A 15,805-nucleotide genomic window follows, 5' to 3' on the forward strand; every position below is an offset into this window, starting at 1 on the left:
CAGTTCCTGAACCGGAGGCCAACTTGTCAAATCCCCGCATGACCCGCCGCTCTGCATTGCTGGGCGCAGCGACCTTCCTGGCGACGCCAGCCCTGGTACGCGCGCAAAGTCTTGACGCATTTCCGCAGGAAGAAGAAGCCATCAGCACGCAGTTGCCGGTGCGCCGCAATGTGTCCTCGTTCTCGCAGCAGAACTGGCAGGATCACTTCAATGAACTGGGCGTCGGATGCCTGCTGGCCGATATTACCAGCCGCGCCGTTCACTACTGGGCACCGGATGGGACCTATAAACTCTATCCCAGCTCAGTCCCGATGAGCGAGGAACTGACCAAACGCGGGTATACCGAAGTTGTGCGCAAGCGGGAAAATCCCAGCTGGACCCCGACTGCATCTATGCGCGAGCGTGACCCGAACCTGCCGGTGCGAATGGAAGGTGGCGACCCGGGCAATCCGCTGGGAACCCGCGCAATGTATCTGGGCTGGCCTGCCTATCTTGTGCACGGAACGCATGATACACGCAAAATCGGTCGTCAAAGCTCGTCCGGCTGCATTGGTTTGTACAATCAGCATGTCGAACAGTTGTACCCGCTGGTGCAGATCGGCACACAAGTCAGACTGATCTGACGAAAAAAACCCGGCCGCAAGGCCGGGGTTTTTCATTTTCGTTGGGAAACTTATTCAGGCAGGATCACCGCGTCGACAACGTGGATCACACCGTTGCTGGCCTCGATATCAGCCTGCACCACCTTGGCACCGTTAACCTTGACGCCATTTTTGGCGTTCACGCTAAGGCGGTCGCCCTGAACGGTCAGCACCTTCGCGCGCTTACCTGCAATGTCCCCTGACATCACTTTGGCCGGAACCACGTGATAGGTCAGGATGGAAACCAACTGATCTTTGTTTTCAGGCAAAAGAAGCGATTCAACGGTACCCTCGGGCAATGCCGCAAACGCCTCGTCGGTCGGGGCAAAAACAGTGAAAGGTCCGTCGCCTTTCAAAGTGTCAACCAGCCCTGCAGCCTGAACTGCGGCGACAAGAGTGGTGAATGATCCGGCCGAGACGGCGGTATCAACAATATCGGACCCGGCACGAGCCTGCATTGGCAAAATCAGTGTAATCGCGGCGGCGGCGCCCAGGAATGTGCGGCGAAACATGGCTGTCATCTCCTCTCCAGCTTGTTATGGAAAGGGTTACGGCAGCCCCGGCGTGGCGGATCACTTTGAGGTCAAGATTTTCTGAGCTGAACCCAAATACTCTGCGCCCGACCATCCTTCAGGAATGGCAAGGCCTCGACCGCGCCCGGGCGTTCCCGCTGAAGGTAATATCCCGGCCAAAGCATTGAATATAAACCAGATTGCAACAAGGCGTGCAGCATGTACTGTTCGCCCCATCCGGGGCAATCATAGAAGAAACGATTGGGGTACTCGTAGGGCAAAAAAACATCGTGCACGTGGATGACGACACCGGGTTTCAGGGCCGGAATGATGCGACAGAACAGATGCGCGACGTCGTTGCTCATGCGGACCACATGGCTGGAATCGATGAATAGAACGTCGCCTTCTTGCAGGATTTCAAACAGCGCAGGATCGACATCTTCCAGCCGTTTTTGTTCAAAATCATCCACGACATGCGCAATATCCGCCCTCGGATACGGATCTATTGCCGTAATGCGGGTGTTCAGCCCGCCATCAATGATCGCCTGTCGCGTGACGCGGGTTGAATTGCCACACCCGACTTCGATCACATGTTTCGGCTTGAATCTACGGATCATCAGATAAAGCGCGTCCGCATCCGGGCTGTCATAGTATCCGTTCCCGATGCGATAGCCGGTCTTGTTGCGCGACGGGTCCTTCAATGCCGCAAGCGCATCGGCATGTTCGTGGTATTCCTCGACCAGCGGGCCGACATCGAACCCATCCATTCCCGGAGAAAGGGCATATGCAGGGCGTTCCAATCCGCCAGCCCGTTCAAAGCTTTCGAGTCGGGCGCGCTCATCCCGTTCAGTGACTTTGTCGATCAGCTTGACGCCGAAGCGATCCAGAATTGCATTGGTCCGCGGGAATTTCCTGGGTTTCACGCCGCCGTCTCCGATCCGTGGTTGAACACTCCCCGCTCCTTACCTGTGCCGACCAAGGCTTCGCAAGCACCTGCGCGGCAAACACTTGGCAAAAGGGCAAATTCCGTATTCACTGGCGTGAACATAAAGACCGGAGGGCCGCCATGCAGCAGGAATTCACGCTGGGTATTGAAGAGGAATACCTGCTTGTGGACCGCGACAGCCTGCAATTGTCCGAAGCACCTGCCGCTTTGATGGATGCTTGCCAGGCCGATTTTGAAGGTCAGGTCAGCCCTGAATTCCTGCAATGCCAGATCGAGGTGGGAACCCGCCCTCATGCCACGATTGGCGCGGCCCGTGAAGACCTCAAGCGGTTGCGGTCCTGCGTTGCCACACGCGCCGCTGAATACAATCTTGCCCCGATTGCCGCATCCTGCCATCCGTTTGCAAAGTGGAAAGACCAGCATCACACACGCAAGGATCGCTATGACGCCTTGCAACATGCCCTTGGAGGTGTTGCGCGACGCATGCTGATCTGCGGCATGCATGTTCACGTCGGCGTCGAAGACAAGGCGTTGCGTGCCGATCTGATGCCGCAGCTGTCCTACTTTTTGCCGCACCTGCTGGCTCTTTCCACATCCTCTCCGTTCTGGAGCGGTGAAGACACAGGGTTGTCCTCCTATCGGCTGACCGTGTTCGACAACCTGCCCCGAACCGGATTGCCTCCGGTACCGGCCAGTTGGGCTGAATACGAGCGTACGACAGGAATCCTTGTGGAACTCGGCGTCATCGAAGACACCTCAAAGATCTGGTGGGACCTGCGCCCCTCGCATCGGTTTCCGACGTTGGAAACCCGTATCATGGATGTGCAGCCCCGGCTGGAACACGCCCTTTCGCTGGCTGCGATGATCCAGGCGCTGACCCGGATGCTGTGTCGTTTGAAAGACCGCAACCTGCGCTGGCGTCACTATGACCGGTTCCTCATCGGCGAAAACCGCTGGCGCGCGCAACGGTACGGCGTTGGCGAGGGGCTGATCGATTTTGGCGACCGTTCAATCAAGCCAATGCCTGAACTGATTGGTGAACTGATGGGAATGCTGGCGGAAGATACCGAGGCGTTGGGCACGATGACCGAATTGGCCCGCCTGCGGCAAATTGCGGAAAACGGAACGTCCGCCACACGCCAGCGCCGTGTACACGCCGAGGCCGTGGCAAAAGGGGACGATCCCGGTCAGGCGGTCGTGAAGCACCTGATCGAGGAATTCCACGAAGATCTCTGATATCGCGCACCCGGGCCGATCAATACCATAACCTTACTTCCCGTGATTGCTGATCGTGCAAAATTTCTGTAACGATTGGGAAATAAACAATTGTTCAATTCAGCATCGACGGGAAGGATTGGCATGGATTTCGCGCTGACCGAGGAACAGACAGCTATCTTCGACATGGCCTATGCATTTGGGCAGGAAAACATCGCTCCGTTTGCGCGGCAATGGGAGGCGGATGGAACCATTCCCAAAGACCTTTGGCCCCGGATCGGCGAACTGGGCTTCGGTGGCTTGTATGTCTCTGAGGACGCAGGAGGATCGGGTCTGAGCAGGCTGGATGCAACGCTGGTTTTTGAAGCTTTGTCCATGGCTTGCCCGTCGGTTGCAGCCTTCCTGTCGATCCACAACATGTGCGCAAAGATGCTGGACAGTTTCGCCAGTGACGAGCTGAAATCACGTATCATGCCACAGGTTCTCAGTCTTGATACGGTCCTCAGCTACTGCCTGACCGAACCCGGCTCGGGCTCGGACGCTGCAGCGCTCAAAACCCGCGCCGAGCGTACAAACGAAGGTTACACGCTGAACGGCACCAAGGCGTTTATCTCGGGCGGTGGCTACTCTGATGCTTATGTCTGCATGGTGCGCACGGGTCAGGATGGTCCAAAGGGGATTTCGACCGTTTATGTCGAAGACGGAACGCCCGGTCTCAGCTTCGGGGCGCTGGAGCAGAAAATGGGTTGGAAAAGCCAGCCGACGGCGCAGGTGCAGTTCGATGACTGCAAGATACCATCGGGGAACCTGGTCGGCACCGAAGGTGACGGATTCAAATACGCCATGATGGGACTGGACGGCGGGCGCTTGAATATCGCCTCCTGCTCTCTGGGTGCGGCGCAAACCGGCTTGGACATGACCTTGCAATACATGTCCGAGCGTAAAGCATTCGGTCAATCCATCGACCAGTTTCAGGCCCTGCAGTTCCGCCTGGCCGATATGGAGATTGAACTGCAGGCCGCGCGCGTCTTCTTGCGGCAGGCCGCGTGGAAGCTGGATCAAGGCACGCCCGATGCCAGCAAGTTCTGCGCGATGGCCAAAAAGTTCGTTACCGAAACGGGATCAAAAGTCGTCGATCAATGTCTGCAGTTGCATGGCGGGTACGGCTATCTGGCCGATTACGGGATCGAAAAGCTTGTGCGTGATCTGCGCGTGCATCAGATATTGGAAGGCACCAACGAGATCATGCGCGTGATCGTCGCCCGCCAGATGCTTGCCCAACGCTGAGGGTCAAATGCCAGATATCGACATCCGTGTGACAGGCCGCGCCGGGCGCATCACATTGACTCGGCCCAAGGCGCTCAACGCGCTTAGTTATGACATGTGCATGGCCATAGACAGCGCCCTGCGGAACTGGCGCGAAGATGACTCGGTTGACCTGATCATTATTGATGCCGAAGGCGACAAGGCCTTTTGCGCCGGAGGTGACATTGCCGAGCTTTATGAAACGGGCATGAAAGGCGATTTCGCCTATGGTCAAACCTTTTGGCGCGACGAATACCGGCTGAATGCCATGATCTTCGAATACCCCAAACCGGTGATCAGCTTTCTGCAGGGTTTCACAATGGGCGGCGGTGTTGGCATCGGGTGCCACGGAAGTCACCGGATCGTGGGCGAGACCGCGCAGATCGCATTGCCTGAATGCTCCATCGGACTAGTTCCGGACGTCGGCAGCACGCTGATGCTGGCCCTGGCACCCGGCCGGTTAGGTGAATATCTGGGAACAACCGGACGACGCATGGGGCCAGGTGATGCGATTTATGCCGGATTTGCCGATCACTATATCCCGCAGTCCCAATGGTCCGATCTCATGGAGCTGCTCGAAGCCTCTGGTGATGCCGAGATACTGGCCAAACACGCGCAGACTCCGCCGGAGAGTACATTGGAGCAGGACCAACCTGTGATCGATGACATATTCTCGGGCGAGGCGCTGGGCGACATCCTGACCAATCTGCGTAACGCTGATCCGGAATTTTCCACCAAAACTCTGGCCACACTCGGACGGCATTCACCTTTGTCGATGGCCTGTTACGTAGAAATGCTGCATCGATTGCGTGGGCCATCTCTGACGATACGCAAAGCGTTGGAACTGGAATTCCGGTTTACGTTCCGCGCCATGGAACACGGGGATTTTCTGGAAGGTATTCGCGCGCAGATCATAGACAAGGACCGCAATCCTAGGTGGAGCTTTGCGGATCAATCCGTACCCGCAGTCGCTGTTTCGAAAATGCTGCAACCACTGGGCGCGGACGCACTGACATTCGAGGAGGAATAAGGATGAAGATCGGTTTTATCGGCCTTGGCAACATGGGCGCACCGATGGCCGCCAATCTGGCGAAGGCCGGGCATGTCGTGATTGGCTTTGACATGGCAGACGTTACGGTCGAAGGGGTCACCATGGCATCTTCCGGGGCCGAGGCCGTCGCCGGAGCAGACGTGGCAATTACGATGCTTCCAAACGGTCAGATCTTGCGATCTGTCGCGGACGAGATTGTTCCGGCCATGCAGAAAGGCGCCACCTGGATTGATTGCTCAACCGTCGACGTCGACAGCGCGCGCGCTGTGGCGGATCAGGCCCTGGCAGCCGGGTTAAGAGCCGTCGACGCTCCGGTTTCAGGCGGTATCGGGGGCGCCGCGACTGGTACGCTGACTTTCATGGCAGGTGGTTCGGAAGAAGCGTTTGCAACGGCCGAACCGCTGTTCGACATCATGGGCCAGAAGGCCGTTCATTGTGGCGATTCCGGCGCAGGTCAGGCGGCAAAGATCTGCAACAACATGATCCTCGGCGTCACCATGATCGCGACCTGTGAGGCTTTTGCACTGGCCGACAAGCTGGGGTTGGATCGCCAAAAGATGTTTGATGTCGTCAGTACATCGTCCGGATATAGCTGGACAATGAACGCCTATTGCCCTGCCCCCGGCGTTGGTCCCACCAGTCCCGCCGACAACGGCTACAAACCAGGTTTTGCTGCTGAACTGATGCTGAAGGATTTACGCCTTAGCCAGCAGGCCGCGGAAGGGTCGGATGCGGACACACCCATGGGCCAGGCTGCAACGGCTTTGTATGAACAATTTGTCGAAGCTGAAGATGGGTTGGGAAAAGACTTTTCCGCCATGCTGCCCCGGTTTGAAAAGAGAGGCCGGAGCTGAGGCGCGAAAAGCAGTTTTTTGCTGACCCGAAAATAGTTGTTTGTCGTCACTTCTTTGTCCCGGTCTGTACGTGCTAAAACCAGTGCAGAATAATTGCAGGAGCCGTCGATGAAGACTCTGAGAACTTTTGGATCCATCGCTTTGCTGGTGATCAGTACGGCTGCAGTCGAAGCTGGCAACGGAAAGGCCGGGCACTGCCCGCCCGGTCTGGCCAAAAAGGCAGTCCCCTGCGTGCCACCAGGACAGGTCAAAAACCTATATCGGACGGGCGACCGTATCGAACGGGACTATGTCTGGATCGACGATCCCTATCGATACGGCCTGAAACGAGGCGGCAATTACGTTCGCGCCGGCGACTATGTCTACAGAATCGATCCTGAAACGCGGAAAGTTCTCAACTTGATCGGCGCCGTGGCGGATATCCTGTACTAGGAAACTGACGGGCCGCTATTCTGCAGCGACCCGGTCCAAATTCAACATCGGCCTGAGGTAGTGCCCGGTATGGCTGCCCTCACACTCCGCAACTTGCTCGGGTGTGCCCTCGGCAACAATCTGTCCGCCGCCATCGCCACCTTCCGGGCCAATATCGATGATCCAATCGGCGGTTTTGATCACATCCAGGTTGTGTTCGATCACAATGACCGTATTTCCCTGATCTACCAGTTCGTGCAGTACTTCCAGAAGCTTACGGACATCTTCAAAGTGCAGGCCGGTGGTCGGTTCATCCAGAATATACAGCGTCCGCCCGGTCGAACGTTTGGACAGTTCCTTTGAAAGCTTGACCCGCTGCGCCTCACCACCCGAAAGCGTGGTGGCCTGCTGTCCGACCTTGATATAACCCAGACCAACCCGCGCCAGTGCGTCCATCTTGTCGCGAATGGAAGGCACAGCTTTGAAGAAGTCCTGCGCGTCTTCCACCGTCATATCAAGAACATCCGCGATGGACCTGCCCTTGAATTTGATCTCCAGTGTCTCGCGGTTGTACCGCGCACCCTTGCAGGTTTCACAGGTCACGTAGACGTCCGGCAGGAAGTGCATCTCGATCTTGATGACCCCGTCACCCTGACAGGCCTCGCACCGACCTCCCTTGACGTTGAAGCTGAACCGTCCCGGTTTGTACCCTCGTGCCTTGGCCTCGGGCAGACCGGCAAACCAGTCGCGGATCGGGGTGAACGCCCCCGTGTAAGTTGCTGGATTTGAACGCGGAGTCCGCCCAATAGGTCGCTGGTCGATGTCGATGACCTTATCCAGATGCTCCAGTCCCTTGATCGTCTCGCACGGCGCGGGTGTCTGGCGCGCACCATTCAGGCGCATCGACGCCGTTTTGAACAGCGTCTCAATGGTCAAAGTGGATTTCCCGCCGCCGGAAACTCCGGTCACACAGACAAACTTGGCCAAAGGAAACCCAGCCGTCACATTCTTCAGGTTGTTCCCGGTCGCATTGACCACCGACACTTTCTTCTTGTTGCCCTTGCGCCGTTCAGCGGGCACTGCGATCTCGCGCGTTCCGGCTAGATATTGCCCCGTGATCGAGGCCGCATCCGCCGTAATTTCCGCAGGTGTTCCCTGGCTTACGACCTGCCCGCCATGCACACCGGCGCCGGGACCAATATCAAAAACGTAATCAGCCTCACGGATGGCTTCTTCGTCATGCTCAACAACGATCACGGTATTCCCTTGATCGCGCAGGTTCTTGAGCGTTCCAAGCAGACGGTCATTGTCGCGCTGGTGCAATCCGATTGACGGCTCGTCCAGCACATACAGAACCCCTGTCAGACCCGAACCGATCTGGCTGGCCAACCGGATCCGCTGGCTTTCGCCACCAGACAGGGTTCCACTTGAACGTGACAGCGTAAGGTATTCCAAACCAACATTATTCAGGAATCCAAGTCGTTCGCGGATTTCCTTCAGAATTGCGCGCGCAATCTCGTTTTTCTGCGTGCTCAGATGGTTCGGAGCATCCTCGATCCAGGCCAGAGCCTCCTTGATCGACATCTGAACCACCTGCCCAACATGCAGGCCCGCGATTTTGACGGCCAGGGCTTCGGGACGCAGACGGTAACCATCACATGTGCCGCATGGGCGGTTATTCTGATAGCGCTCGAATTCTTCACGGATCCAGGCGCTGTCGGTCTCGCGGTAACGGCGTTCCATATTGGGAATTACGCCCTCGAAACTGCGAGTCACCTGATAAACCCGTCCACCTTCGTCGTAACGGAACTGTATTTCTTCATCACCAGACCCCCGAAGAAACACCTGCTGCACCTTCTCCGGCAGGTCTTTCCATGGGGTGTTCTTGTCGAACTCAAAGTGGCGGGCGATGGCTTCGATGGTTTGAAGGAAGTACGGCGATTTACCCTTTCGCCACGGCGCCAGTGCCCCGTCATACAGTTTCAGTGTCTGGTCCGGCACCACGAGACGCTCATCGAAGAACAGTTCCACTCCCAGACCGTCGCAATCCGGGCATGCCCCAAAAGGTGCGTTGAACGAGAACAGGCGCGGCTCGATCTCGGGGATCGTGAAGCCGCTGACCGGACAGGCAAAATTCTCGCTGAAAGTGATACGTTCGGGGTCTCCTTCGCGCGGCGCGGTTTCCAGAATCGCGATTCCATCGGCCAGATCCAGCGCAGTCCGCAGGCTGTCGGCCAGACGTGTTTCCATCCCTTCGCGTACAACCAGACGGTCGACTACGACGTCGATGTCATGGCGAAACTTCTTGTCCAGAGTGGGCGGCTCATCAAGTTCATAGAACTCCCCGTCCACCTTGACGCGCTGGAAGCCTTGTTTGCGAAGTTCCAGAAACTCCTTTTTGTACTCCCCTTTTCGGTCCCGCACGATGGGTGCCAGAAGGTATCCGCGCGTCCCTTCCTCCATCGCCATGATGCGGTCGACCATGTCCTGCACCTGTTGCGCCTCAATGGGCAGACCCGTGGCAGGACTGTAGGGCGTTCCTGCACGCGCGAACAGCAGGCGCAAATAGTCATAGATCTCGGTGACCGTACCAACGGTGGAGCGTGGGTTCTTCGACGTCGTTTTCTGCTCGATGGAAATCGCCGGGGACAGGCCGCTGATATGGTCAACGTCTGGCTTTTCCATCATGTCCAGAAACTGGCGCGCATAAGCGGACAGGCTTTCGACATAGCGCCTTTGACCTTCGGCATAGATGGTATCAAAGGCCAGCGAAGACTTGCCCGAACCAGACAGACCTGTAATCACCACAAGCTGATCGCGTGGAATGTCAACATCAATACTTTTGAGGTTATGCTCGCGTGCGCCGCGCACCGCGATATTCTTCAGCTCAGCCATTTCGGCCCCCAACAAACAAGTTTCCTAGAAATAGGCGAGCCAGGCTGAGTCTCCAACACAAAAGTTAGAACAAAGTGTGAACAGTCGGATTATTGCCGACAACTCCTGACATTAGCCCCATGTCGATCGCCCCAATGGGCAACTGTTTTCGGTCAATCTACGAAATCAGGGAAATGGCGCGGTTGACGGGGCTCGAACCCGCGACCCCCGGCGTGACAGGCCGGTACTCTAACCAACTGAGCTACAACCGCGCATTTAGGGTCTATGTCTGATCCATTGACCCGGATCACAGGCTGGCAGCGATGGCGCGGTTGACGGGGCTCGAACCCGCGACCCCCGGCGTGACAGGCCGGTACTCTAACCAACTGAGCTACAACCGCCCGCTGCCCGTTCGCTCTGAACGTTGGGGTGTATTATGGCCACGCCCCGGCATCGTCAAGCGGCGTTTTCAAGTTTTTTGCCTTATCCTGATTTTTTCCCGAACCCGCCCTTTGAACAGGCGCCGGGTTCTACGTGAAATGCATTGAGGGCAAGCAAAGTTTCTGCGCTACCTGCATCTGATCTTGCGAACCGGACTGACACACTGTAAGAGGCGGCCTCACGGGTGATTAGCTCAGTGGTAGAGCGCTTCGTTCACATCGAAGATGTCAGGAGTTCAAATCTCTTATCACCCACCATCTTTTCAATGACTTGTCGGATTGCCACAAAGTATTCCTCAGTTCACTGTCCTTGTACGAACTTAGGCGCTATGCCTTAATCCTTCATCAACGGCAACAAGCGAAGGGCTTCGTGTCGCTCGGATCAATCAAACCTTGCGTTCTTGATTCCACGGCCCGTTGCTCACTCCCCAAGCCAATGGCCGCGCAGGTTGGGGATGATGCGGCAAACTTCCATCAACTGGATCCCATGCAAGTACAGGCGAGTGGCATGGGGCTGATGCTCACAATAAGTTGCACGATGAGACTCCACACGCTAGGCCAATTGCGTTAGTAGGGGGGAATTTTATGAAACTGATATTAGCGGCTGTCGCCGTGTGCCTTGCAAACGCGGCTAGTGCAATCACCACTGTTACCTTTGATCATGTTGAAGTCGGATATAACCCGTCAACGGGCGCGCAAATAGGAACGTCTAACGGATTTATTTATGATTTCAGTTGGGCATATCTACAGGGCAACCAGCTCGGGTTGCTCAATGATAGCGGGATCACAACCTCAACAATAAAAGCAGTTACCGGACTGGCCTTTACGCCTCATTCAATAAAAGCAACAGGAGAGTCTTGGCTTAACATCGCTGGGCCAGGGCCTGCACCGAAGCCATCGCTGACCTTTTTCGGGATGAGGGGTGGTTCAACCGTGGCGTCCCTGTTTGTCCCGTTCAGCACCAGCAGTGTCACATTTTCCAGCGCCTTCAATGCAATTGACGCCCTTATCGTGCAACTGAATATCCCAAGCGCTGTGATTGACCCGATAAACCCAAGCCCCGGCGCCGTTTGGTGTGTGCAGTTTTGCGCCGAATACCATCTGGACAATCTTGTCGTTACGCCCAACGTGGCGACGGTCCCACTGCCTGCTAGTGGCCTCTTACCGATAGGCGCAATTGCTGGACTGTTTGGAATCAGGCGACGTAGAATAACCGCCTACTAGAGCCTGGCTGGGAGCCCGGTGACACCAAGGCTGGCTTACGCGTGCTGCCAGAACTGCCTCAATACCAACAAGTTGAGCTGATTGAGGGTTGCTCGAGAGCAAGCTTGTCACAGCGCGATCCCCCCGCCTATCCTGACCGGAATTGATCGGTAATTCCGGGCATTGTTTTCAGGATTGTTTATGGCTGAATTGAAGCGCGATATTGGTCTTGTTGGCCTGACGTTCATTTCGGTTGGAGGCATTATTGGCTCGGGCTGGCTGTTCGGGCCTATGCTGGCCGTGCAGCATGCTGGTCCTGCGGCCATCCTGTCCTGGATCATCGGCGCGGTTGCCATGTTTGTTCTGGCCATAACATTTGCCGAAATCTCGGCCATGCTGCCGATATCCGGTGGAATTGCAAGGGTGCCTCAGTTTTCACATGGCAACATAGTCTCGATGGCCATGGGGTGGACAGCCTGGATCGGATATAACACCACCGCACCAATCGAAGTTGAGGCGATGTTGAAATACCTCGCGCCCTATGCGCCCTGGCTGCATGCTGCGGATACCGGCGATCTGACCGGGGCTGGCATTGCGGTTGCGCTGGTTTTCATGCTTCTGTTCGTCGCGGTCAACGCATTGGGGGTGAAGTTTTTCACTCAGGTCAACGCCGCGCTGACGTGGGCCAAAATCACTATCCCTATCGTTCTGTCGATCCTGCTGATCGCGACACGGTTCAACACCGAAAACTTCACTCAGCCAGGTGGTTTTGCGCCCTATGGATTACAGGGCATCATGGCAGCGGTGTCGACCGGAGGCGTGATATTCTCTTTCATCGGGTTTCGCCACGTCGTCGACATGGCCGGTGAAGTTCGAAACCCCAAATTCGCCATCCCCGCAGCCCTGGTTCTATCCATCGTTCTGTGCGCGGCCCTGTATCTGGGACTTCAGATCGCCTTCATCGGCGCGCTTGATCCCGAAATGCTGAAAAACGGTTGGGCACAATTGAACTTTGGCGGTCAGGGTCCGCTGGACGGAATAATCATGTCCGTGGGGATCATCTGGTTTCTCAGCCTGCTCAACATAGGCTCGGTAATCGGACCTTTTGGCAACGGATTGGTGGCCACTGGCTCGAACGCGCGTATTGCCATGGCGTTGTCCAAAAACGGCTTCCTGCCGCAACGCCTGCAAATGCTGTCTTCGTTCGGCGTGCCGCTTTGGGCACTGGCGCTGAATTTTCTGATCGGAACGCTTTTCCTGCTGACCGTACCTTTCGCCACAGTGATCGCGTTGAACGGAGCGGCCATCGTCCTGTCATTCGCCGTCGGCCCAATCGCCGTGGTCTGCTTGCGCCACCTCATGCCCGATCACCCGCGTTCGATCCGCATCCCGGCCGTCAAGGTGGTCGCCGTCACGGCCTTTGCCGTTGCCACATTGGTCGTCTACTGGAGCGGTTGGGACACGGTCTGGCGACTTGGCATTGCATTGATCGTTGGAATGGTTCTTCTGCTGCTGCGGTTCCGCAACCGTCTTGACGAAATGGACGTGACCGAAGCTTTGTGGCTGGCGCCCTATTTTGCCGGTATCGGGCTGATCTCTTTCCTTGGGCAATTCGGCGAAGGCGCGCAAAAGCAGATCCCCTTTGGTTGGGATATTCTGCTGTGTATCCTGTTTTCCGCCGTGATCTTCAGTCTTGCCGTCCGTTCAGCCCTATCCACTGAAAAATTTCAGGAATACATCGCCGAAGAAGAAATACTGGATCCCAAGGAACCCGTTATCGGGTTCTGAATAACCGAGTGACCCAAATGAAAAAGCCCGCCGTAACTGCGGCAGGCTTCTCCATATTCTCTCAGGTGGCCAGTATCCCGGCCCCGACTTCCGGTAACTTAATGTGCAGTCGCCGAAGGTCCGGTGCTTTCGGGCGCCTTGGCGGCGGCTGCCGCTGCTTCCTCGGCCGCTTCGTCCCATTCGATGGGATCTGGCGCGCGAACAAGTGCCTGCTCCAGAACTTCCGAGACATGCTTGACCGGAATGATCTTAAGGCCTTCCTTAACCTTATCCGGAATGTCCGCCAGATCCTTCTCGTTCTCTTCCGGGATCAGCACCGTCTTGATGCCTCCCCGCAGGGCAGCCAGCAGCTTTTCTTTCAAACCGCCAATCGGCATTGCATTCCCGCGAAGCGACACCTCGCCCGTCATGGCAATGTCCTTGCGCACCGGAATTCCGGTCAGGACCGATACGATCGACGTTACCATCGCCAAACCGGCCGAAGGACCGTCCTTGGGGGTTGCCCCATCCGGAACGTGCACGTGAATATCCAACGTGTCGAACTTGGGCGGTTTCACACCGATCTGAGGTGAAATCGACCGCACATAAGACGAGGCCGCGTCGATGGATTCCTTCATCACGTCGCCCAGCTTGCCGGTGGTCTTCATCCGCCCTTTGCCGGGCAGTTTCAGCGCCTCGATATGCAGCAGATCACCCCCTACCGAGGTCCAAGCCAGACCGGTAACAACACCAACCTGATCGTCCTGTTCAGCAAGACCATAGCGGAACTTCGGCACGCCCAGGAATTCATCAAGATTGTCCGGCGTCACCGTGACGGATTCAGCCTCTTTCTTGATGATCTTGGTCAGCGATTTCCGCGCCACCTTGGCGATTTCACGTTCCAGGTTCCGCACCCCGGCTTCACGGGTGTAGATGCGAATGATCTTCTGGAGCGCCTCGTCGGTCAGATCAAACTCCTTGGTTTTCAGACCATGGTTCTTGACCTGTTTGCCGATCAGGTGCTGTTTGGCGATCTCGCTCTTTTCCTCTTCTGTGTAGCCGGCCAGCGGGATGATCTCCATCCGGTCCAGCAAAGGCCCGGGCATGTTGTAGCTGTTCGACGTGGTCAGGAACATCACGTTCGACAGGTCATATTCCACTTCAAGATAGTGGTCCATGAACGTGCTGTTCTGTTCCGGGTCCAACACTTCCAGCATTGCCGAAGCCGGGTCGCCACGGAAGTCCTGCCCCATCTTGTCGATTTCATCGAGCAGGATAAGCGGGTTCGTGGTCTTCGCCTTTTTCAGCGCCTGGATGATCTTGCCGGGCATCGAACCGATATAGGTGCGACGGTGACCGCGGATTTCGGATTCATCGCGTACGCCACCCAGCGAGATGCGAATGAACTCGCGCCCCGTGGCTTTAGCAACGGATTTACCAAGCGAGGTCTTACCCACACCCGGAGGGCCAACGAGGCACAGGATCGGACCTTTCAGCTTCTTCGAGCGCTGCTGCACCGCGAGATACTCAACGATCCGTTCCTTGACCTTCTCAAGCCCATAGTGATCGGCATCCAGAATATCCTGCGCCCGGCCCAGATCCTTTTTGACACGGGACTTGGTGCCCCATGGCAGAGCCAGAATCCAATCCAGATAGTTGCGCACCACTGTTGCCTCGGCCGACATGGGCGACATGTTCTTGAGCTTCTTCAGCTCGCCTTCCGCCTTTTCCAGCGCCTCTTTCGACAGCTTGGTCTCGGCTATTTTGGCTTCCAGTTCGGCAACTTCATTGCTGCCGTCTTCGCCATCGCCAAGCTCTTTCTGAATGGCCTTCATCTGCTCATTCAGATAATATTCGCGCTGCGTCTTCTCCATCTGGGATTTGACGCGGGTCTTGATCTTTTTCTCGACCTGCAGAACCGACATTTCGCCCTGCATCAGGCCGTAGACCTTCTCGAGCCGTTCGCTGACGGACAGAGTTTCCAGCAACTCCTGCTTTTGCTCGACTTCAATGCCCAGATGACCCGACACGAGGTCAGCCAGCTTGGCGGGCTCAGTTGTCTCGCCAACTGCTGCAAGCGCTTCTTCGGGAATGTTCTTGCGCACTTTGGCATAGCGCTCGAACTCGTCCGCAACGGTGCGCAGCAGCGCCTCGGTCGTGGTCACATCGCCGGGTATCTCGGTCAGATACTCCGCACGGGCTTCGAAGAAATCGTCGTTTTCGAGGAATTCGGTGATCTGCACGCGTGCCTGCCCTTCAACCAGCACCTTGACGGTGCCATCGGGCAGCTTCAGCAGTTGCAGCACGTTCGCCAGAACACCGGACTGGTAAATCCCTTCGATGGTGGGATCGTCGTCACCCGGATCAATCTGGCTGGACAGCAATATCTGCTTGTCGTCCTGCATCACTTCTTCCAGTGCACGGACGGATTTTTCCCGCCCCACGAACAGCGGCACGATCATGTGCGGAAAAACCACGATGTCGCGCAAAGGCAGTACGGGGTATGAGGAATTCAGAGGCTCTTGCATGCTCAATCCTTATCATTGGCAAGACGGCACTGGTCCCTAGAAAGGCAACCTTTGGCCA

Annotated in this window: 12 protein-coding genes and 3 tRNA genes; 9 read left to right on the top strand and 6 right to left on the bottom strand. The window is 56.5% G+C overall.

The features are described 5' to 3' along the window. Positions 1-38: 38 nt before the first annotated feature. Positions 39-623 (top strand): L,D-transpeptidase, encoded by a 585-nt coding sequence (locus tag ACR0JW_RS02560; protein ID WP_170676933.1) that lies wholly within the window; start codon positions 39-41, stop codon positions 621-623. Between the two features lie 50 nt (positions 624-673). Here ACR0JW_RS02560 and ACR0JW_RS02565 read toward each other — a convergent pair whose 3' ends face one another. Both ACR0JW_RS02565 and ACR0JW_RS02570 read right to left on the bottom strand, forming a co-directional pair. Then, positions 674-1,153: a fasciclin domain-containing protein gene (locus ACR0JW_RS02565; RefSeq protein WP_170676931.1), complete on the bottom strand. Its 480-nt coding sequence runs from the start codon at positions 1,151-1,153 to the stop codon at positions 674-676. 71 nt (positions 1,154-1,224) lie between these two features. Then, positions 1,225-2,076, bottom strand: a complete 852-nt coding sequence (locus tag ACR0JW_RS02570; protein WP_170676929.1) for a class I SAM-dependent methyltransferase — start codon at positions 2,074-2,076, stop codon at positions 1,225-1,227. A 143-nt stretch (positions 2,077-2,219) separates the two neighbouring features. On the opposite strand from ACR0JW_RS02570, the gene ACR0JW_RS02575 reads away from it, so the two are divergent. From ACR0JW_RS02575 to ACR0JW_RS02595, 5 genes are all read left to right on the top strand, one after another. Continuing rightward, on the top strand, positions 2,220-3,335 hold the full coding sequence (locus ACR0JW_RS02575) for a carboxylate-amine ligase (protein ID WP_170616837.1): 1,116 nt from the start codon (positions 2,220-2,222) through the stop codon (positions 3,333-3,335). A 123-nt stretch (positions 3,336-3,458) separates the two neighbouring features. After that, positions 3,459-4,601 (top strand): acyl-CoA dehydrogenase family protein, encoded by a 1,143-nt coding sequence (locus ACR0JW_RS02580; protein ID WP_170616835.1) that lies wholly within the window; start codon positions 3,459-3,461, stop codon positions 4,599-4,601. Between the two features lie 7 nt (positions 4,602-4,608). Beyond that, positions 4,609-5,649 carry an enoyl-CoA hydratase/isomerase family protein gene (locus ACR0JW_RS02585; protein ID WP_170676927.1) on the top strand — a complete coding sequence of 347 codons (1,041 nt, stop codon included), beginning with the start codon at positions 4,609-4,611 and terminating at the stop codon, positions 5,647-5,649. Positions 5,650-5,651: 2 nt separating this feature from the next. Then, on the top strand, positions 5,652-6,524 hold the full coding sequence (gene mmsB, locus ACR0JW_RS02590; protein ID WP_170676925.1) for a 3-hydroxyisobutyrate dehydrogenase: 873 nt from the start codon (positions 5,652-5,654) through the stop codon (positions 6,522-6,524). Between the two features lie 108 nt (positions 6,525-6,632). Further along, positions 6,633-6,956, top strand: a complete 324-nt coding sequence (locus ACR0JW_RS02595) for a hypothetical protein (RefSeq protein ID WP_170676923.1) — start codon at positions 6,633-6,635, stop codon at positions 6,954-6,956. 15 nt (positions 6,957-6,971) lie between these two features. Here the strand turns inward: ACR0JW_RS02595 and uvrA are convergent, their stop codons facing one another. The 3 genes from uvrA to ACR0JW_RS02610 form a co-directional block, all read right to left on the bottom strand. After that, positions 6,972-9,830 (bottom strand): excinuclease ABC subunit UvrA, encoded by a 2,859-nt coding sequence (uvrA, locus tag ACR0JW_RS02600; RefSeq protein ID WP_170676921.1) that lies wholly within the window; start codon positions 9,828-9,830, stop codon positions 6,972-6,974. 174 nt (positions 9,831-10,004) lie between these two features. Further along, positions 10,005-10,081: transfer RNA gene (locus tag ACR0JW_RS02605), tRNA-Asp, on the bottom strand. A 52-nt stretch (positions 10,082-10,133) separates the two neighbouring features. Further along, a tRNA-Asp gene (locus ACR0JW_RS02610) sits at positions 10,134-10,210 on the bottom strand. Positions 10,211-10,432: 222 nt separating this feature from the next. On the opposite strand from ACR0JW_RS02610, the gene ACR0JW_RS02615 reads away from it, so the two are divergent. The 3 genes from ACR0JW_RS02615 to ACR0JW_RS02625 all read left to right on the top strand — a co-directional run bounded on the left by ACR0JW_RS02615 (position 10,433) and on the right by ACR0JW_RS02625 (position 13,240). Next, a tRNA-Val gene (locus ACR0JW_RS02615) sits at positions 10,433-10,507 on the top strand. Between the two features lie 327 nt (positions 10,508-10,834). Further along, positions 10,835-11,473 (top strand): VPLPA-CTERM sorting domain-containing protein, encoded by a 639-nt coding sequence (locus ACR0JW_RS02620; RefSeq protein ID WP_170676919.1) that lies wholly within the window; start codon positions 10,835-10,837, stop codon positions 11,471-11,473. 180 nt (positions 11,474-11,653) lie between these two features. Beyond that, positions 11,654-13,240 (top strand): APC family permease, encoded by a 1,587-nt coding sequence (locus tag ACR0JW_RS02625; protein ID WP_170676917.1) that lies wholly within the window; start codon positions 11,654-11,656, stop codon positions 13,238-13,240. Between the two features lie 98 nt (positions 13,241-13,338). Here ACR0JW_RS02625 and lon read toward each other — a convergent pair whose 3' ends face one another. Further along, positions 13,339-15,747, bottom strand: a complete 2,409-nt coding sequence (lon, locus tag ACR0JW_RS02630) for an endopeptidase La (protein WP_480713555.1) — start codon at positions 15,745-15,747, stop codon at positions 13,339-13,341. Between the last annotated feature and the right edge of the window lie 58 nt (positions 15,748-15,805).

The sequence above is a fragment of the Ruegeria sp. BG6 genome (assembly GCF_056538465.1).